Source organism: Stenotrophomonas sp. I18B00994 (assembly GCF_014145825.1).
Classification (GTDB): Bacteria; Pseudomonadota; Gammaproteobacteria; order Xanthomonadales; family Xanthomonadaceae; genus Stenotrophomonas; species Stenotrophomonas maltophilia.
The window spans coordinates 1-18,316 of the sequence record NZ_JACIUW010000009.1 but is presented as its reverse complement, the minus strand read 5'-3'; the positions used below and the strand labels follow the sequence as shown (position 1 = coordinate 18,316).

Below are 18,316 nucleotides of genomic sequence, written 5' to 3'. Positions count from 1 at the left end.
CGCCGCTGCCACACGGGCAGGACAGGGCTCAGGCCGCTGTGGCCTCAAGCACGTCTTCCAGCCGCACCTCGCCGAGGAAGCCACCGCTGCTGGTTGCCGGCTGCTGCGCTTCGATGGCGTGGGCGAACTGCACGCCGGCGTCGTCCTGCAGGCGCTCGAACAGCTGCTGCACCCTGGGAAACTCGCGACGATCGACCACCTGGTGATAGTCACTCCAGCGCGCGATGCCGGCGAAGTAGGCATCGGCAAAGCTGCGCTGTTCGCCCAGCAGCCACGGGCCCGTGCCGATCATCTGCTCCAGCGCCTGGTGGGCGTGGCGCACCTTGGTGGTGCCATAGGCACGCAGCGCCTCGCCGTCATCGCCTTGCGCATGCTCCAGTGCGTGCCAGAGCGGCGCGTAGGCACCGAAGAAACTGGTGTTGAGATAGGCCAGCCGATGGTTGAGGCGATCGAAGCCGGAGGTGCCCTGTGCGAAGCCCAGTCCCTGCGCGATACCCAGCGCGGCCAGGTGGTTGAGGATGGCCAGGCTTTCGCTGAGCAGCTCGCCCTGCGCGGTTCGCAGCGTCGGGGTTTCGCCCAGTGGATTGAGGCGGCGGTAGTCCTCGCCCTGCACCTGGCCGGGCATGTCGATGCGGCACAGGTGATACGGCTGGCGCAGCCATTCCAGGGCGACGATGGAGCCGAACGAGCAGCCCGAGGGCACGCCGTAGAAGAGGATCGGGGTCATGGCAGATTTCCGGTTCAAGCCGCGATGCGGCGGGTGAGGGAAGCGTGCCTGCGTGGACATTGCCCCGGAAGCCGTTCGAATGGCATCCTGAAGTCCACATCTGTGGACGTTGTCCATGCTCAACCTCAACGATCTGGCCCTGTTCGTGACCGCGGTGGAGCAGGGCGGGTTCGCTGCAGGCGGGCGCCATCTGGGCCTGCCGCGCTCGACCCTGAGCAAGCGCGTGGCGCTGCTGGAAGAACAGCTCCAGGTGCGGCTGCTGCAGCGCAGTTCGCGCCGCTTCGCATTGACCGAGGTCGGTCAGGAGTTCTTCGAGCGTGCACGCGCGGCGCTGTCCGAGGTTGAGGCCGCCGAGGCCATCGTCCGCGACCGCCAGGCCGAACCCAGCGGCACCGTGCGGATCAGCGCTTCGATTCCGGTGGTGCAGGGCGAGCTCGCCGCGTGCTTGCCTGCACTGGCCCGCCGCTATCCACGGCTGCGCATCGAAGTTGAAGTGAGTGATCGTTTCATCGATCTGGCGCAGGAAGGCATCGACATCGCCCTGCGCAGCCACTTCGGTCCGCTGCCGGATTCCGGGTTGGTGCAGCGCATGCTCGGTAGCGAACGCATCGTGCTGGTGGCGTCCCCTGGTTATCTGGCAGCCGCGCCGGCAGTGGACACGCCCGAACAGCTACGCGCGCATGCAGGCCTGCTGACCGCGCGCCATGCAACGCGCTGGACGCTGCACGGCGCCGACGCCCACACCGTGCAGGTGGAGCCGCAGGTGGCGCTGGTCGGCAATGAATCGCAGCTGCTGATCGCGGCGGCAGAAGCGGGTCTTGGCATCACCGTGCTGCCACACAGCCTGTGTGCTGCGGCCATCGCCGACGGCCGCCTGCAGCAGGTGCTGCCAGCGTGGCATGCCGGCGAAGTCACCACCAGCGTGTTGCTGCCGCACCGTCGCGGCCAGTTGCCGGGCGTCCGCGTGGTGGTGGATGCGCTGGTCGCGCATTACCAGCTCAACGCAGCGCGCGCGCCAGCACCTGCCAGATCCTCGGGTCCTGGCACTGCGAAACGTTGAAACGCACATAGTCGGCCGCGCGCTGCGATTGGCTGAAGGCATTGCCCGGCGCCAGCACGATGCCTTCGCGCAGGCATTGCCGCGCCAGTGCGGCGGCGTCGCGGCCATCGGGCAGCTGGCACCACAGGAACAGGCCGGCTTCCGGCTGCAGCCACGGCGTGATACCCAGCGTCTGCAGTTTCCGCAGTGTGTGCCGGCGTGCATCGGCCAGCCGCGAACGTATCGACTGCATGTGGCGGCGGTAACCGCTGTCGGTCAGCGCGATGTGCATCAACTGCGCGGCCAGATGGCCACCGCCGAAGCTGGTCGCCAGCTTCAGGTCGGTCAATGCCTCTATCCAGTCGTGGCGCGCGGCGATGTAGCCGCAGCGCGACGCTGCCGACAGCGTCTTGGAGAAACTGCCGACGTGGATCACCCGTGACAGTCCATCGAGCGCGGCCAGCCGCGGTGCCGGCTGCAGTTCGAAGTCGGCGAAGATGTCATCCTCGATGATGATCAGTTCGCTGCGTTCGGCCAGGCCCAGCAGGCGGTGTGCGGTGCTCGCGGAAAGCACCGCGCCGGTCGGGTTGTGCAATCCGGAATTGGTGATGTACAGCCGCGGCGAATGTGCCTGCAGGGCCTGCGCGAACGCCTCCAGGTCCGGGCCGCTGTGCGTGTACGGCACGCCGATGGCCTGCACCTGGTGCGCCTTCAGCAGCGCGTGGTAATTGAAGTAGCTCGGGTCGTCGACCAGCACGCAGTCGCCGGACTTGAGCAGGAAACGGCAGAGCAGATCGACCGCGTGCGTACCGGATTCGGTCAGCAGGATCTGCTCCACCGGTGCATCGATGCCAAGCGTGGCGCTGCGCCTTTGCAGCAGCTGGCGCAACGCGGGCAGCCCGAGCGGGCCGGCGTAGTCCACCAGTTGCATGGCATCGGCACGCGCCAGCCGGCGCAGGCCGCGGCGCACGCCATCGTGATACAGCCAGTCACTGGGCATCCAGCCGCACCCTGGCTTGAGGTCGCCCGCGGGCGTTTCCAGCGATTGCCGTGATACCCACAGCGGATCCACCGCGCGATCCAGCCGTGGCTCCAGTTCGGCCAGCGCCAGCGGTGCGGCCGGGCCACTGACGTAGAAGCCCGAGCCTGCGCGCGCACTGATCAGGCCTTCGGCCGCCAGGCGCTCGTAGGCCTCGACCACGGTGGAGACTGAAACTCCCATCGCCGCCGCCTGCGCGCGTACCGAGGGCAGGCGGGAGCCGGGGCCATCGACCCGTGCACTGATCCGGGTGCGGACGGTCTGGATGACCGATTCGATGCGGGTAAGGGGGCGCGGCATGGTGGAACCGTAGTGGAAGTGTGGGCAGTACAGTTACTTGCGACTGTACTGGATTGTAGCTGGGGTCTTCCCGCGCCGGATGCTTCCATGCAGGTCCAGCCGGGCATCGTCCGGCACCTTCAGGAGTACAGGCGTGGAACGGTCGGCGAGTGGTTGGATCAATGGCTTCATCGGTGTGGTGATCTTCGCCGGCTCCCTGCCGGCCACCCGCCTGGCGGTTCTGCAGCTGGACGCCGGATTCGTCACCGCTGCACGCGCGACCATTGCCGCCGTGCTCGGCCTCGGCCTGCTCCTTCTGCTGCGCCAGCCGTGGCCGCGGCGCAGTGACCTGCCAGGCCTGGCAGTGGTCAGCCTCGGGGTGGTAGTCGGCTTTCCGTTGTTGACCGCACTCGCGCTGCGCCACGCATCGTCGGCGCACACCATCGTGTTTCTCGGCCTGTTGCCGTTGAGCACTGCGGTGTTCGGCGTGCTGCGCGGTGGCGATCGGCCGCGCCCGGCGTTCTGGCTGTTTTCGTTGCTGGGCAGTGCCTGCGTGGTCGGCTATGCGGTGCGCAACGGCATCGAGGCATCGTTGCAGGCCGATCTGCTGATGCTGGCGGCGATCGTGGTGTGCGGGCTGGGCTATGCCGAAGGTGGTCGGCTGGCCCGTCATCTCGGCGGTTGGCAGGTGATCAGTTGGGCGTTGCTGCTGGCCTTGCCGGTGATGCTGCCGCTGACGGCGTTGATGCGCCCGGCCTCGTTCACTGCGGTTGGTGCCTCGGCGTGGTGGGCGCTGGGCTATGTGGCAGTGTTCAGCATGCTGATCGGCTTCCTGTTCTGGTACCGCGGGCTGGCGCAGGGCGGCATCGCCGCCGTCGGCCAGTTGCAGTTGCTGCAACCGTTCTTCGGCCTGGCCCTGGCCGCGCTGCTGCTGCACGAATCGGTCAGCCTCAGCATGGTGCTGGTGACCGTGGTCGCGGTGATCTGCGTGGCCGGCGCGCGCCGCTTCAGTCGCTGAACGAAAAAGGGGACGGAGGGGATTAAGTCGTAATCGGTCCTACTGTGCCTGAAACGACTTAATCCCCTCCGTCCCCTTTTCCGGGGCGCGCTGGAACAGATGCGCAACGGCGTAGTCGATGAACACCCGCAGGCGTGCACTGGGATGGCGCCCACCGGGCCATAGCAGCGAGAACTGCCCCTGGTGCGTGGGCAGTGCAGGCAGCACCCGTTGCAGGCGGCCATCGGCCAGCGCGTCAGCAGCGAGGAAGTCAGGCATCCAGGCCACGCCCATGCAACCGATCGCAGCGGCCAGCACGGCCTCCATGTTGTTGCAGGTCATCGCCGTGGGAAGGCGTGCCCCCGCATCGCCTTCGATGCCCGGCAGCTGCCACGGATGCAGCTTTCCGGTGGTGGGGTAACGGAAACGCAGCGCGGTATGCAGGCGCAGCTCGCCCACATCACCGGGCGTGCCATGCGCCTGCAGATAGGCTGGCGCCGCACAGAGGATGAAACGAAAGCCGCCCAGTCGCCGTGCGGTCAGGCTGGAATCGGCCAGTTCACCACTGCGTATCACCGCGTCCAGGCCTTCGCTGACCACATCGACGATGCGGTCGTTGAAGTCCAGTTCCAGCTGCACCTGCGGATAGCGTTGCTGGAAGCCGGGCAGCACCGGCAGCAGGAAGCGGTACCCGATGGTGGGCAGGCCGATGCGCAGCAGCCCGCTGGGGGCGTGCTGTCGCTGCGCCAGGTCCGCCTGTGCTTCGGAAAGCTCGTCCAGTGCACGCCGGCAGCGCTGCAGCAGCAGTTCGCCTTCGTCGGTGAGATGCACGCGGCGGGTGGTCCGTTGGAACAGGCGGGTGCCGAGCTCCTGTTCAAGACGGGCGATGCGCTTGCCGACCGCCGACGCGGACAGGCCAAGTACACGCGCAGCGCCGACGATGCTGCCAGCCTCCGCGGTGCGGACGAAGGCGAGCAGGGCAGAAATGGAGTCCATGCGGGGCATGATTACGGAACAGTGGGACGCAATCAACGTCCATCGAGCCTGTTTTTCAGGGATAGCGGCCTGTCCATCATCAATGCCCCTGATGGATGGAGGCCCGCATGGCCCCGGTTTCGATGCTCCCTGTACCTGTCCAGACGCAGCAGCGCTGGACCCTGCTTGCCGTCTGCCTGGCCGCACTGGCGTTGCCGTTGTCCTTCTCGGCCGGTGCCGTCGCGGTGCCCGCGCTGGCCCGTTCCGTGACGTCGTCGCCGAGCGTGCTGGCCTGGGTGACCAATGCCTTCATGCTCACCTTCGGCAGCCTGCTGCTCGCTGCCGGTGGCCTGGCCGACCGCTATGGCCGGCGGCGGTTGTTCCTGCTGGGCACTGCAGGCTTCACCGTCGCCACGATCGTCGTCTGCCTCGCGCCCACGCTGCTGTGGCTGGATCTGGCGCGCGGGCTGCAGGGCGTTGCCGCCGCAGCGGCGTTGGCGTCCGGCACGGCTGCGCTCGCGCATGCTTGGCAGGGGCCGATGCGTGGCCGTGTGTTCGCCCTGCTGGGCGCCACATTCGGTGCGGGGTTGGCGCTGGGGCCGCTGCTTGCGGGTCTGCTGCTGCAGGCATTGGGATGGCGCAGTGTGTTCGCCGTCGGCGGCGTGCTGACATTCGCCGCCTTCGTACTGGGCGCGCGTGTGCTGCCCGAAAGCCACGGTGAACGCGGGCGACTGGATGTCGGCGGCATGCTGGGCTTCAGCCTGATGCTGGCAGCGTTGACCCTGGCCCTGCTGTGGCTGGGCGAGTTCGGCCTGCATACCGTGCGCGTGCAACTGGCGCTGTTGGCGACGCTGCTGCTGGGCGCAGCGTTCATCTGCATCGAACGACTGCACCGCTCACCCCTGCTGGACCTCTCGTTGTTCTCGCAACCGGCGTTCCTCGGTGTCCAGCTGCTGCCGGTCGCAACCTGCTTCGGCTACGTGGTGCTGCTGGTGGTATTGCCTCTGCAGCTGCTGGGAGTGCACGGACAGAGCGCGACCCTTGTGGGGCTGCAGATGCTGGCCCTGTCCGCGCCGATGCTGGTGCTGCCGATGCTGGCTGCGCGCTGGGCGGAGCGCGTTGGAAGTGCGCGGCTGTGCACGCTGGGACTGCTGGTCTGTGCCTCTGGCCTGTACCTGTTGTCGCGCCATGCATCGCAGCCGTCGCCTTCGCAGTGGGTGCCGTGGCTGATGCTGGTCGGTGCAGGGACGGCCTTGCCATGGGGGCTGATGGATGGGCTGTCGGTCAGCGTGGTGCCGGTACAGCGTGCGGGCATGGCCGCCGGCATCTTCGGGACCGTGCGTGTAGCCGGTGAGGGCATCGCATTGGCCACAGTCACTGCCTTGCTTGCGCTGCAGATCGGCCATCAGCTGCAGGGCGCGTCGCCGGCATCGCTGGCGCGTGCCGGTGCCTATCTGGCCACGGGGGCGCGGGAACAGGCGCAGGCACTGCTACCGGCGATGAGCCGCATGCAGCTGCAGCACGCCAGTAGTGAGGCGCTGGCAACACTGCTGCGTGTACTGGCGCTGCTGACCGCCGCATGCGCTGCGTTGTTGCACCTGTTGCTGCGGAAACGTAAAGACGCGTTGGTCGGGCGTACTGCGTAGCAGGCTCATCGCCCGCCTTCGCCGTCATCCCGTTGTCGTGTCCCGCTCACGCTGCCTATGCCCACCCGGGCCTAGGCTTGGTCGTCCCCGTCCCCCACGGAGACCTGCCATGTGGCTGCTCGATCATCTCTGGCCTGGCCGTCGACCGCTTCCTCCCCCGGCCGCGGATGCGCCACCGGCACCGCCGCGCCGGCCCTGGTTGAAACGACCCGCGCGGGCGGGGCGCAGCGGCATGGCGCCCTGGCAGAAGATCGCCACGCCACCGCGGCGCACGCGCCACTAGTCGCTGCGGTCTGACGGGTGATTGATCCCGTCGCTGACCGGGATCACCCCCAACGCGAACGGGTCGATGCCTTCCAGGCAGGCCACGTTGTAGCCGTACTGGTCGGGGTTGGAGCGGCGCCGGTGATGGGTGTAGATGCCGCACACGCCACAGAAGTAGTGCTCGGCCACATGGGTGTTGAACTGGTACATCTGCAGGTGGTTCTTCCCGCGCAGCACCTGCAGGCCCTGGCGGGGGACGCTGGCGGCGATGGCACCCCGGCGCCGGCACATCGAGCAGTCGCAGCGGCGGGGATCGACGATGCCGTCCGGCAGGTCCAGCAGCAGCTCGACGGTGCCGCAGTGGCAGGTTGCGCGGTGCTGGGGTTGGACCGGAACGCCGGCCACGGAAGTGATGCCCATCATTGCTCCTGTGTGATCCGTCTGGCCGCGGGGGCCGCCGCAGACGGTGCGCCGGTGTGCCTGAACGGGCCGTAGATGCCACGGTGAACCCGCTTGTGGCTAACTATGCGGCTTCAGGACCGCGACAGGATGCCAGTGAAAGCCGCAGGACGATGGATGACAGGAAGTGCCACGGCGCTGCTGGCGCTGTGGGTGACCGGGCTGCTGGCCTATCAGTTGCCGGGGCCGGGCTGGCTGGCCACCGGCGTCGCCGGGCTGTGGCTGCTGGTAGCGCTGTGGGCGTCGTGGCGGGTCGCGCGGGGCCGTGCCTCGTGCCGCCTGGGCCTGGCGTTCGGGGCATCGCTGGCGCTGGCCGGCCTGTGGTGGCTGCTGCTGACCCCGCGCCAGGACCGCGTGTGGGCCGATGACGTGGCCCAGCGCCTGCACGTGGTGTCTTTCGATGGCCGCCATGTCGTGCTGGACAACGTGCGTGATTTCACCTGGCGCAGCGAAACCGACTACGACGCCCGCTGGGTGCGCCGCGAGTACGACCTGGACCAGTTGCGCTCTGCCGATCTGGTGCTGTCGTACTGGATGGGCCCGGCCATCGCCCACACCCTGATCTCGTTTGGTTTCGAGGACGGCCGCCACGTGGTGTTCTCGCTGGAGATCCGCAAGGAGCGCGGTGAATCGTTCTCGGCGCTGGGTGGCTTCTTCCGCAAGTTCGAGATGACCCTGGTAGCTTCGGAGGAGACCGACATCATCCGCACCCGCACCAACGCGCGCGGCGAGGACGTCTATCTCTACCGCCTGCATGGCATGAACCGCGCACAGCTGAAGGAACTGTTCGCTGCGTACATCGCGCAGGCCCGCGAACTGGATGCCAAGCCCGGCTTCTACAACACGCTGACCAGCAACTGCACCACCATCGTCTTCGACCTGGCCCGGCACATCGCACCGCGTCTGCCGCTGGATTACCGCCTGCTGCTGTCCGGTTACCTGGCCGAGTACGCGCAGGAGGTCGGCGCGCTCGCTCCAGGTGTGCCGTACGCCGAGCTGCATGACAAGGGCCGCATCACCCAGCGTGCGCTGGACCTGGGCAGCGGCGACCACTTCTCCACCGTAATCCGCCAGGGCGTGCCCGGCACCGAGCAGGACCCGCAGTAATGACCCGATTCCTCCCACGCCGCTGGCAGCGCCTGCTGCCGGTGTTGTTCGCTGCCTTCCTGCTGCTGGGTAGCAGCGGTTGCGCGATGGTTACCGTCAAGCAGGTCAAGTCCAGCGATTCGCTGGTCAACAAGCGTGCCGACGTGCTCAACACGGGCAAGCTCAGCCCGGCCGCGCGCGAAACGCTCAGCGCGGCAGGCCTGGACGAGTCGCAGTGCGAAAAGGACTTCCTGGTCTGCCGCAGCACGCTGCTGATGACCGACGACCTCAATGTCGAGCAGCGGTTGTCGGCGCTGTCCGAACTGTGGGTGAAGGCCGCGCTGGCGATGACGCCGAAGAAGACGGCTGCCGGCGATCCGCCGATGAGCGATGCGGCATTGGATGCCTGGCTGGAAGCGGCGCGCTATGCCTATGCCTACCTGTTCTACAGCGGCCGCTCACCGTCCGACCGTGCCTTCGAGGACCGCCAGACGCAGGTGCGCGACTACTACAACTACGCGGCCGAGAAGGCGGCAGTGGTGCTGTTCGTGCGCGCACGCGCCGCTGCGCTGGCCGGCGAGGATTACACGAAGCCGCTCACGGTCGGCAGCTGGTCGCTGGCCTCCAACTACCAGCAGCTGAACCTGAAGAGCATTCCCGCGCAGCTGGTGCCGGCCGGCACGGTCAGCTTCGTCGGCCTGCGCAGTACCTATCGCCGCGATGGCTTCGGTGCCGAGCTGGTGATGGTGATGGACCCGCCGAAGCTGGTTGCACCGGTGATCGCACCCGAGGGCCCCAAGGCCGAGGCGCCGCAGGAGGATGAGGACGACGCACGCCGTGGCCGCCGTCATCGCCATGACGATTCGGTGCCCGAGTTCAGCGAGATGTCCTCGATCAACGTCACCGCACTGCTGCGCTTCGAGGGCAGCAACCTGGACGATGTGATGCGTACGCGCCGGGTCGAGCTGGACGCTTATTCGCCCGAAGCCACCGAGCGCATCACCCTGCATGGCGAGCAGGTGCCGCTTGCCGGCAACTTCACCGCCGCCTATGGCCTGTGGCTGGCGCAGAGCGGTTTCGCCCGGCAATCGCTGCGCACCCTGTTCGGCATGAGCGAGGGCATCGGCGAACCGCACATCTACCTGATGCAGCCGTGGGACCCGAATCGTCGCATCATCTTCATGCTGCACGGCCTGGCCAGCAGCCCGGAAGCCTGGGTGAACCTGGCCAACGAGATCATGGGCGACCCCGAGCTGCGCCAGCAGTTCCAGGTGTGGCAGGTGTACTACCCGACCAATGCGCCGATCGCGTTGAACCGCTACGAGATCGCCAATGCGTTCAACGACACGCTGAAGCACTTCGATCCCAACGGCAGCACGCGTGCATCGAAGGACATGGTCTACATCGGCCACAGCATGGGCGGCGTGCTGGCGCGCCTGCTGGTCAGTGACTCGGGCGACGTACTGTGGAATGACCTGCTGGCCAACTACGACCTGAAGGGCGAGCGCCTGAAGCGGGTGCAGAACAAGCTGGGGCCGCTGCTGCATTTCAAGGCGCAGCCGAACGTGGAGCGTGCGATCTTCATCGCCGCGCCGCACCAGGGCACCGACATTGCCGGCAACAAGGTCGGGCGCCTGATCGGTCGCCTGGTACGCCTGCCGCTGACCATCCTCGGCAAATTCGAGGATGTGTTCCTGGCACTGGCGCAGGCCGAACAGCAGGTCGATGGCACGGCCAAGCCGAAGATTCCGAACAGCATCGACAACCTCAAGGCCAGCGATCCGTTCGTGAAGGCCGCCGCACAGCTGCCGATCGAAGCGGGCCTGAAGTACCACTCGATCATCGCCCAGCGCAAACCGGAACTGCCGGTGGACAAATCCGATGACGGGCTGGTGCCGTACTGGAGTGCGCACCTGCCGGGTGCATTGTCCGAGAAGGTGATCATTTCCGGCCACAGCGTGCAGGAGACCCCGCAGGCGGTGCTGGAAGTGCGGCGCATCCTGCATCGGGACATCGATGATGTGGGGGCCGGTACGCGGTAATGCCGGCCGCTGGCCGTCATGGGATTCCCGCGTGCGCGGAGGTTGCCGGCCAGCGGCCGGCACTACCGGAATCCGGCGGCGCTACACCCGTCGCGCGATCACCGTGGCCAACAGCGCAAGGCCGAAGGTGATGGTCAGGCACAGCAGGTAGCCGGTGTGCGGGCTGCTTTCCACGAACAATGCGAACAATGCGCCGGAGACCGCCAGCGCGGTGGTCACCGACAGGGCCTCGCTCAGCTGCAGTGCCGAGGTGTTGGCACCTTGCTCCCGCGGCGCCGACAACGACAGCGTCAACACCGACAGGCTGGCGTAGATCATGCCCATGCCGAAGCCGGTCACGGCCCAGCCGAGCAGCGACACCGGCAGTGGCACCGCGTTGAACAGCACGGCCAGCGTGGCGGCGATGCCGACCGTCATCATCATCGTGCCGGCGCGCAGCAGCTGCTGGCGTGGCCAGCCACGCTGCTGGTGGCCCTGCAGCCACGAGCCGGCGAACCAGCTCAGCGCACCGAGACTGAGTACGGCACCGGCCCAGCTGGGCGAAAGGCCACGTTCGCGCTGCAGCAGCAGTGGCAGGTAGGCCTCGCAGGCGAAGAAGGCGGCTGCCGCGATGCCACGCAGCGCGATCACGCTGGGCAGGCCACGGCGCAGGATCAGTGTTCCGGGCGGAAGCAGTCGATGTACGCAGAACAGCAGCGCCAGCACCGCCACACCGATGCAGAGCAGGGCAGGCAGGGCCGGTTGCTGACCGCCGAAGTACAGCAGCAACGCGGCCAGCGAGGCGCCGCTGGCCCAGCGCACCACCTTGCCGCGTCCATCGTCGGCGGTGCCGGGGGGACGGGGCTGCATGCGTGCCAGCGCGGGGCGCAGCAGCAGGCCTGCCGGAACCGCCAGCAATGGCACCGCCAGGAACACCCAGCGCCAGCCCAGGTGCTGCACGATCAGGCCGCTCAACGCCGGGCCAACCATCGAAGGCACCACCCAGCCGGCCGAGAAGGCGGCGAACACCTTCGGCCGCAGGTGCTCCGGGTAGCTGCGGCCGACCATCACGTACAGCGAGACCGAGATCGCACCCGCACCCAGGCCCTGCAGCAGGCGTCCCGCCACCAGCATGCCCATGCGCATCGCGAAGCCGGCCAGCAACAGGCCCAGCACGAAGCAGCCAAGGCCGTACCAGAGTGGCCGTGCCGGACCATGGTGATCGGCCCAGCGCCCGGCCAGGGTCATGCCGATCACGCTGGTGGCCAGGGTACCGCCGAAGGCCAGTGCGTACAGGCGCAGGCCATCCAGCGCCTCGGCCACGGTGGGCATCGCGGCCGCAACGGCCAATGCCTCGAAGGCGTGCAGCGCGACCAGCGCGACCATGCCGAGGGTGGTCGCGCGATAGCGTGCGGACAGGATCGAGGTGTCGGCCGGCAGGTGGGCGGCGGCGGGCGAGAGGGTCGGGGTCATACGGGTCAGATGCGGACCGCGCTTGTCAACTGGCGGCGAAGATAGCAGCATGACACCTCAACAGCAGTTGAGGTCAAGCAATGGTGTCCCAGGAACTGAGCGTGGGCGAAGTCGCCCAGCGCAGTGGCGTGGCGGTTTCCGCGCTGCATTTCTACGAGCGCAAGGGGCTGATCAGCAGCCTGCGCACCTCGGGCAACCAGCGCCGCTACAGCCGCGACGTGCTGCGCCGGCTGGCCGTGATCCGCGTTGCGCAGCGCGTGGGCATACCGCTGGAAGCGGTCGGCCGTGCCTTCGAAAGCCTGCCCGAGGGGCGCGCACCGACCAAGGCCGACTGGGCCAGGCTGTCCGCGCGCTGGCGCACCGAGCTGGAGGAGCGCATCCACATGCTGCAACTGCTGCGCGATGAGCTCACCGGCTGCATCGGCTGCGGCTGCCTGTCGCTACAGCGCTGCCGCCTGGCCAACCCGGGGGATGTGCTTGGCGAACGCGGCGACGGCCCGATGCGCTGGGAATGACCCGCGAAAAGGGGACGGAGGGGATTATGTCGTTTGTGCATTGACGACTTGATCCCCTCCGTCCCTTCTTTCTTACCAGACCGTGATCGTCTCGCCGCTCTGGATGCCTTCCACTGCACGCTGGAAGGCCAGCGCCGCGCGCTGCGCGCTCACCGCTTCAAAGCCCGGGAAATAGGGTGCGTAGGCCGCCATCGATTCGATCAGCACGTTCGGGCTGACCACGTTGATGCGCAGGCCACGCGGCAGCAGTTCCAACGCGGCGGCACGCACGAAGCCTTCCAGCGCGGCATTCACCGAGGTGGCGTTGACGCCATCGCGGATCGGCTGTGCACTGACGATGCCGCTGGTCAGGGTGATCGAGCCGCCGGCGTTGAGATGGTGCTGCGCCGCCAGGGCCAGCCGCACCTGGCCCAGCAGCTTGTCCTGCAGGCCGAGGTTGAACTGCGCCGGCGTCATGTCCTGCAGCGGACCGAAGTGCAGCTTGCCGGCGGTGGAAATCACCGCATCAACCGGGCCGGTACGCGAGAACAGTTCGGCGACGCTGGCGTCGTCGGTCAGGTCCACGCGCATTTCGCCACTGTTGCGGCCGGCGGCGAGAATCTGATGCTGTTGTCCGAGCTGGCGGGCGACTGCCTGGCCGAGGGTGCCGCTGGCACCAACGAGGAGGATCTTCATGGCCGTTCCTTGCGTGAGGGAGTAAGCGCAGTCTGCGCCGTCACAGTGGGGTTAGGTAAGCGGCGTATGCTTTGAGGATTCCTAACTCTGGATTAGCAATGGATACCCTTCGCTGCATGCAGGCTTTCGTCGCGGTAGCCGAGTGCGGCAGCTTTGCAGGGGCCGCTGAACAGTTGCAGGTCTCGGCGGTGATGGTCGGCAAGTACATCCAGCAGCTGGAGGCGCACCTGGGCACCGCGGTGCTGCAACGGAACACCCGCCGTCAGCGCCTGACCGAAGCCGGCAGCGCCTACCTGGCCGGGTGCCGGCAGGTGCTGGAGCAGGTGCAGCAGGCCGAGGCCGACGTGGCTGGACTGCAGGTGCAACCGCGCGGGCTGCTGCGGGTCAGCGCACCCACCACCTGGGGCAGCTGCGTGCTGGCGCCACAACTGGCCGGCCTGCTGCGCGCGCAGCCGCAGCTGAACGTCGAACTGGATCTGAGCAACCGCCGTGTGGATCTGATCGAGGACGGCTTCGACGTGGCGATCCGGGTCGGGCCGCTGCCGTCGCAGGAGGTGGTGGCGCGGCCGCTGCCACCGTATGCGATGAGCCTGTGCGCGGCGCCGTCCTACCTGCGCCGGCGCGGCACGCCGCGTACGCCCGCCGATCTGGAAGGGCATGACTGCCTGAGCCATCTGGCCTGGCGCGGTGGCCACGGCTGGCAGCTGGCCAACGGTGAACAGGTGGACTGGGAAGCGCGCCTGACCTGCAATGATGGTGTTGCACTGCGCGAAGCCGCCGTGGCCGGGGCCGGGCTGGTGCTGCAGCCGACCGCACTGCTGGCCGGGGAGATTGCAGCAGGGCGGTTGAAGCCGCTGCTGCGCGACTACCTGCCCGAACCGCGGCCGATGCACCTGATCTACCTGCCCGACCGCAGGCCGCGCCCGCGGTTGCAGTGCTTCGTCGATTTCGTCATGACCACGTTGGGGCAATGAGCATCCACGCCATGCGTGGATGATGGTAGGTGCCGACCGTTGGTCGGCACACATCGGGATCAATCATTCGCCGCAGACAGTTCCTGCCCACGCACCTGCGCAGCGCGCAGTGCCGTATCCACCAGGGCCTCGAAGCCACCGGCCTGGAAGCTCTCGATCGCGGCCTGGGTGGTGCCGTTGGGCGAGGTCACGCGGCGGCGCAGTTCCGCCGGGCTTTCACCAGCCTCATCCAGCATGCGCGAGGCGCCCAGCAGGGTCTGCACCACCAGCGTGCGCGCGGCGTCGGCCGGCAGGCCCTGGGCAACACCCGCCGCTTCCATCGCTTCGGCCAGCAGGAACACATAGGCCGGGCCGCTGCCGGAAACGGCAGTCACTGAATCCATCAGCCCCTCGCTGTCGATCCACACCGTGCGCCCGGCACTGGCCAGCACCTGCTCGGCCCGCGCGTGCTGCTGCGTGTCCACCGACGGTGTGGCGAACAGGCCGGTCACACCTGCGCCGAGCAGGGCAGGGGTGTTCGGCATCGCGCGCACCACTGCCAGGTCGCCCCCCAGCCAACGCTGCAGCTGCGCACTGGTGATGCCGGCGGCAATCGACACCACCAGCGGTCGGCTCGCCTGTGCCAGCGCCTGCAGAGACTGGCAGACTTCGCGCAGCACCTGCGGCTTCACCGCCAGCAGCCAGGTGCCACCCTGCGCGGCGGCATCGCTCGTGTTGTCATGCACCTGCACGCCGAAGTCGGCGGCCAGCGCCTGGCGCAGTTCGGCCACCGGTTCGGCGACATGGATGTGCGCGGCCGGCACGCCCTGGCGGATCAGGCCGGCGATCAGGCTGCGCGCCATGTTGCCGCCGCCGATGAAGGTGATGGAATCAGCTGCCATTGAAATCTCCTTGAAAAATCAGGCCGGGCGCGGGCGCGCGCCGAACAGGGCGGTGCCGATGCGCACCAGGGTGGCGCCCTCGGCGATGGCTTCGGCGTAGTCGCTGCTCATGCCCATCGACAGCGTGTCGATCTGCGCGTGCTGGGCAGCCAGCGACTGGAAAAGTGTGCGCATGCGCACGAATGCATCCCGACGGCGCTCGACTTCGGGCCATGGCGCGGGAATCGCCATCAGTCCGCGCAGGCGCAGGGTGGGTTCGGCGGCAATCGCTGCGGCCAGTGCATCCACTTCTTCCGGTGCACAACCATGCTTGCTCGATTCGTCGTCGATGTTGACCTGGATCAGCACGTTCAGCGGGCCTCGCGCGACCGGCCGATGGCGTGCCAGCGCGGTCACCAGCTTGGGCCGGTCCACGCTCTGCACCCAGTCGAAGTGGGTGGCCACGGCCTCGGCCTTGTTCGACTGCAGGTGGCCGATCAGGTGCCATTCCAGCGCCAGGTGCTGCAGCGCCTGCATCTTGGCCAGTGCTTCCTGCACGTAGTTCTCGCCGAAGGCGTGCTGGCCCTGCGCGGCCAGCGCGGCCACGGCCTCGGCCGGCTGGGTCTTGGACACCGCCAGCAGGCGTGGGTCGGGCCTGCCAGCGGCCTCGGCGGCGGCATGCAGGTTGCTCAGGATCTGGGGCAGGGGAGTGGCCACGTAACGCGTTCCGTTGAATCAGGAGGCTATACTGCCGCCCGGGGAAAGATCCTTCCAGTCGAAGCCGTTATTGGGGAGTAGCCGCTCATGGATATCGCCGAACTGCTGGCGTTTTCCGTTAAGAACAAAGCGTCCGACCTGCACCTGTCCGCAGGCCTGCCGCCGATGATCCGCGTCGACGGCGACGTTCGCCGGATCAACATCCCAGCCCTGGACCACAAGCAGGTCCATGCGCTGGTGTACGACATCATGTCCGACAAGCAGCGCCGCGATTACGAGGAATTCCTCGAAGTGGACTTCTCCTTCGAGATTCCATCGCTGGCGCGCTTCCGAGTGAACGCGTTCAACCAGAACCGCGGTGCCGGTGCGGTGTTCCGTACCATTCCGTCCGAGGTGCTCACCCTCGAGGACCTGGCCTGCCCGCCGCTGTTCCGCGAAGTGATCCAGCAGCCGCAGGGCCTGATCCTTGTGACCGGTCCGACCGGCTCGGGCAAGTCGACCACGCTGGCAGCGATGATCGACTACATCAACAAGAACGAATACGGCCACATCCTCACCGTCGAGGATCCGATCGAATTCGTGCATACCTCGCAGAAGTGCCTGATCAACCAGCGCGAAGTGCACCGCGACACGCATGGCTTCAATGAAGCACTGCGCTCGGCGCTGCGTGAGGACCCGGACATCATCCTGGTGGGCGAACTTCGTGACCTGGAAACCATCCGCCTGGCACTGACCGCGGCGGAAACCGGCCACCTGGTGTTCGGCACCCTGCACACCAGCTCGGCGGCCAAGACCATCGACCGCATCATCGACGTGTTCCCGGCCGGCGAAAAGCCGATGGTGCGCTCGATGCTGTCCGAGTCGTTGCGCGCGGTCATTTCGCAGGCGCTGCTGAAGAAGGTTGGCGGCGGTCGTACCGCAGCGTGGGAAATCATGGTCGGCACCCCGGCCATCCGCAACCTGATCCGCGAGGACAAGGTGGCGCAGATGTACTCGGCCATCCAGACTGGCCAGCAATACGGCATGATGACCCTGGACCAGCACCTGCAGGACCTGGTCAAGCGCAGCCTGATCACCCGAAACCAGGCCCGTGAGTACGCCAAGGACAAGCGCCTGTTCGAGTAAGGCGGGGCAGTAACGGGGCAGCGTGCGCCAGTGCGCTGCTGTTCCCGTGTTGTTTCCTCCACCGACCGTTACCTGGTAAACCGCTTTCCGGGAGCCTGCCGTGAACACCACCGCGACCACCATCGATTTCACTTCGTTCCTCAAGCTGATGGCGCACCAGCGCGCCTCGGACCTGTTCATCACTGCGGGCATGCCGCCGGCGATGAAGGTCAACGGCAAGATCTCGCCGATCACGCAGACCCCGCTCACGCCGCAGCAGAGCCGCGACCTGGTCCTCAACGTGATGACCCCGGCGCAGCGCGAGGAATTCGAGAAGACCCACGAATGCAACTTCGCCATCGGCCTGTCCGGTGTCGGCCGCTTCCGCGTCAGCTGCTTCTACCAGCGCAACCAGGTCGGCATGGTGCTGCGTCGCATCGAGACGCGCATTCCGACGGTGGAAGAACTGAGCCTGCCGCCGATCATCAAGACGCTGGCGATGACCAAGCGCGGCATCATCCTGTTCGTCGGTGCCACCGGTACCGGTAAATCGACCTCGCTGGCGGCGATGATCGGTTACCGCAACCAGAACTCGACCGGCCACATCATCACCATCGAAGATCCGATCGAATTCGTGCACAAGCACGAGGGCTGCATCATCACCCAGCGCGAAGTCGGCATCGATACCGACAGCTGGGAAGCCGCGCTGAAGAACACCCTGCGCCAGGCGCCGGACGTGATCATGATTGGCGAGGTGCGTACCCGCGAAGGCATGGACCACGCCATCGCGTTCGCCGAAACCGGCCACCTGGTGCTGTGCACCCTGCATGCCAACAACGCCAACCAGGCGATGGACCGCATCGTCAACTTCTTCCCGGAAGACCGCCGCAACCAGCTGCTGATGGACCTGTCGCTGAATCTCAAGGGCGTGGTCGCGCAGCAGCTGGTGCCGTCGCCCGATGGCCGCTCGCGCAAGGTGGCGATGGAGATCCTGCTGGGCACGCCGCTGGTGCAGGACTACATCCGCGACGGCGAGATCCACAAGCTGAAGGAAGTGATGAAGGACTCGGTCCAGCTGGGCATGAAGACCTTCGACCAGAGCCTGTTCGAGCTGTACCAGGCCGGCGAGATCAGCTACGAGGACGCGCTGCGTTACGCCGATTCGCAGAACGAAGTGCGCCTGCGCATCAAGCTCAGCCAGGGCGGCGACGCACGCACGCTGTCACAGGGCCTGGATGGCGTGGAGATCTCCGAGATCCGGTGACCTGCAGATCTGTAGAGTCGACTGTCAGTCGACTCTCGCGCGCAGCGCGGGATTTTCCCGGCCGGTGAAAGAGCAGTCGACTAACTGTGTAAACCCACCACGTTGTTCAGCGGGATTCTGGAAATAGGCGGTTGGCTGCCGATCCCCATGTGGGGTCGGTGCCAGTTGTAGTAATGCAGCCATTCAGGCAGCACGGCATCAC

General features: G+C 67.1%; 17 protein-coding genes and 1 pseudogene. 9 read left to right on the top strand and 9 right to left on the bottom strand.

Annotated elements, in window-relative coordinates:
- Positions 1–28: 28 nt before the first annotated feature.
- Complete coding sequence (locus H4O10_RS11660) at positions 29–727, bottom strand: glutathione S-transferase family protein (RefSeq protein ID WP_033834820.1); 699 nt, start codon at positions 725–727, stop codon at positions 29–31.
- Between the two features lie 115 nt (positions 728–842).
- Here H4O10_RS11660 and H4O10_RS11655 point away from each other — a divergent pair, with 115 nt between their 5' ends.
- Positions 843–1,787, top strand: coding sequence for a LysR substrate-binding domain-containing protein (locus H4O10_RS11655; RefSeq protein WP_049433236.1), 945 nt, complete (start codon positions 843–845; stop codon positions 1,785–1,787).
- Here the strand turns inward: H4O10_RS11655 and H4O10_RS11650 are convergent.
- A complete protein-coding gene (locus H4O10_RS11650; RefSeq protein ID WP_033834822.1) occupies positions 1,726–3,105 on the bottom strand; it encodes a PLP-dependent aminotransferase family protein in 1,380 nt (459 codons plus the stop codon). The genes H4O10_RS11655 and H4O10_RS11650 overlap by 62 nt on opposite strands.
- A 133-nt stretch (positions 3,106–3,238) precedes the next feature.
- On the opposite strand from H4O10_RS11650, the gene H4O10_RS11645 reads away from it, so the two are divergent.
- Positions 3,239–4,102, top strand: coding sequence for a DMT family transporter (locus H4O10_RS11645; RefSeq protein ID WP_049433238.1), 864 nt, complete (start codon positions 3,239–3,241; stop codon positions 4,100–4,102).
- A gap of 39 nt (positions 4,103–4,141) precedes the next feature.
- On the opposite strand, the gene H4O10_RS11640 is transcribed toward H4O10_RS11645, so the two are convergent.
- Positions 4,142–5,077: a LysR substrate-binding domain-containing protein gene (locus H4O10_RS11640; RefSeq protein WP_049403289.1), complete on the bottom strand. Its 936-nt coding sequence runs from the start codon at positions 5,075–5,077 to the stop codon at positions 4,142–4,144.
- 107 nt (positions 5,078–5,184) lie between these two features.
- Here H4O10_RS11640 and H4O10_RS11635 point away from each other — a divergent pair, with 107 nt between their 5' ends.
- Positions 5,185–6,702, top strand: a complete 1,518-nt coding sequence (locus H4O10_RS11635; RefSeq protein ID WP_049403288.1) for an MFS transporter — start codon at positions 5,185–5,187, stop codon at positions 6,700–6,702.
- Positions 6,703–6,981: 279 nt separating this feature from the next.
- On the opposite strand, the gene H4O10_RS11630 is transcribed toward H4O10_RS11635, so the two are convergent.
- Positions 6,982–7,386, bottom strand: coding sequence for a GFA family protein (locus H4O10_RS11630; RefSeq protein ID WP_049403287.1), 405 nt, complete (start codon positions 7,384–7,386; stop codon positions 6,982–6,984).
- A gap of 156 nt (positions 7,387–7,542) precedes the next feature.
- Between H4O10_RS11630 and H4O10_RS11625 the strand changes: the two genes are divergently transcribed.
- Together H4O10_RS11625 and H4O10_RS11620 are read left to right on the top strand one after the other, a co-directional pair.
- The gene (locus H4O10_RS11625; protein WP_080353463.1) at positions 7,543–8,532 is read left to right on the top strand and encodes a DUF4105 domain-containing protein; all 990 of its coding nucleotides are present in this window, start codon (positions 7,543–7,545) and stop codon (positions 8,530–8,532) included.
- Entirely contained in the window at positions 8,532–10,553 is a 2,022-nt protein-coding gene (locus tag H4O10_RS11620) for an alpha/beta hydrolase (protein WP_005408362.1), read from the top strand. The genes H4O10_RS11625 and H4O10_RS11620 overlap by 1 nt, the downstream gene beginning before the upstream one ends.
- Positions 10,554–10,634: 81 nt before the next feature.
- Here H4O10_RS11620 and H4O10_RS11615 read toward each other — a convergent pair whose 3' ends face one another.
- Complete coding sequence (locus tag H4O10_RS11615; RefSeq protein WP_049453893.1) at positions 10,635–12,056, bottom strand: MFS transporter; 1,422 nt, start codon at positions 12,054–12,056, stop codon at positions 10,635–10,637.
- A 29-nt stretch (positions 12,057–12,085) separates the two neighbouring features.
- Between H4O10_RS11615 and soxR the strand changes: the two genes are divergently transcribed.
- A complete protein-coding gene (gene soxR, locus H4O10_RS11610; protein ID WP_033834828.1) occupies positions 12,086–12,520 on the top strand; it encodes a redox-sensitive transcriptional activator SoxR in 435 nt (144 codons plus the stop codon).
- 72 nt (positions 12,521–12,592) lie between these two features.
- On the opposite strand, the pseudogene H4O10_RS11605 reads toward soxR, so the two are convergent.
- A pseudogene (locus tag H4O10_RS11605) lies at positions 12,593–13,204 on the bottom strand (short chain dehydrogenase); the annotation flags it as partial.
- An 89-nt stretch (positions 13,205–13,293) separates the two neighbouring features.
- Between H4O10_RS11605 and H4O10_RS11600 the strand changes: the two are divergent.
- Positions 13,294–14,169 (top strand): LysR family transcriptional regulator, encoded by an 876-nt coding sequence (locus H4O10_RS11600; RefSeq protein ID WP_005412485.1) that lies wholly within the window; start codon positions 13,294–13,296, stop codon positions 14,167–14,169.
- 59 nt (positions 14,170–14,228) lie between these two features.
- Here H4O10_RS11600 and proC read toward each other — a convergent pair whose 3' ends face one another.
- Together proC and H4O10_RS11590 are read right to left on the bottom strand one after the other, a co-directional pair.
- Positions 14,229–15,050, bottom strand: a complete 822-nt coding sequence (proC, locus tag H4O10_RS11595; protein WP_049453896.1) for a pyrroline-5-carboxylate reductase — start codon at positions 15,048–15,050, stop codon at positions 14,229–14,231.
- A gap of 18 nt (positions 15,051–15,068) precedes the next feature.
- Entirely contained in the window at positions 15,069–15,746 is a 678-nt protein-coding gene (locus tag H4O10_RS11590) for a YggS family pyridoxal phosphate-dependent enzyme (RefSeq protein ID WP_049453897.1), read from the bottom strand.
- An 87-nt stretch (positions 15,747–15,833) separates the two neighbouring features.
- On the opposite strand from H4O10_RS11590, the gene H4O10_RS11585 reads away from it, so the two are divergent.
- Both H4O10_RS11585 and H4O10_RS11580 read left to right on the top strand, forming a co-directional pair.
- A complete protein-coding gene (locus H4O10_RS11585; protein ID WP_004147099.1) occupies positions 15,834–16,871 on the top strand; it encodes a type IV pilus twitching motility protein PilT in 1,038 nt (345 codons plus the stop codon).
- A 100-nt stretch (positions 16,872–16,971) separates the two neighbouring features.
- Positions 16,972–18,114 (top strand): PilT/PilU family type 4a pilus ATPase, encoded by a 1,143-nt coding sequence (locus H4O10_RS11580; protein ID WP_005408369.1) that lies wholly within the window; start codon positions 16,972–16,974, stop codon positions 18,112–18,114.
- A gap of 80 nt (positions 18,115–18,194) precedes the next feature.
- On the opposite strand, the gene H4O10_RS11575 is transcribed toward H4O10_RS11580, so the two are convergent.
- The coding region (locus H4O10_RS11575) for an integrase core domain-containing protein (RefSeq protein ID WP_182681053.1) at positions 18,195–18,316 on the bottom strand (122 nt) is incomplete at its 5' end.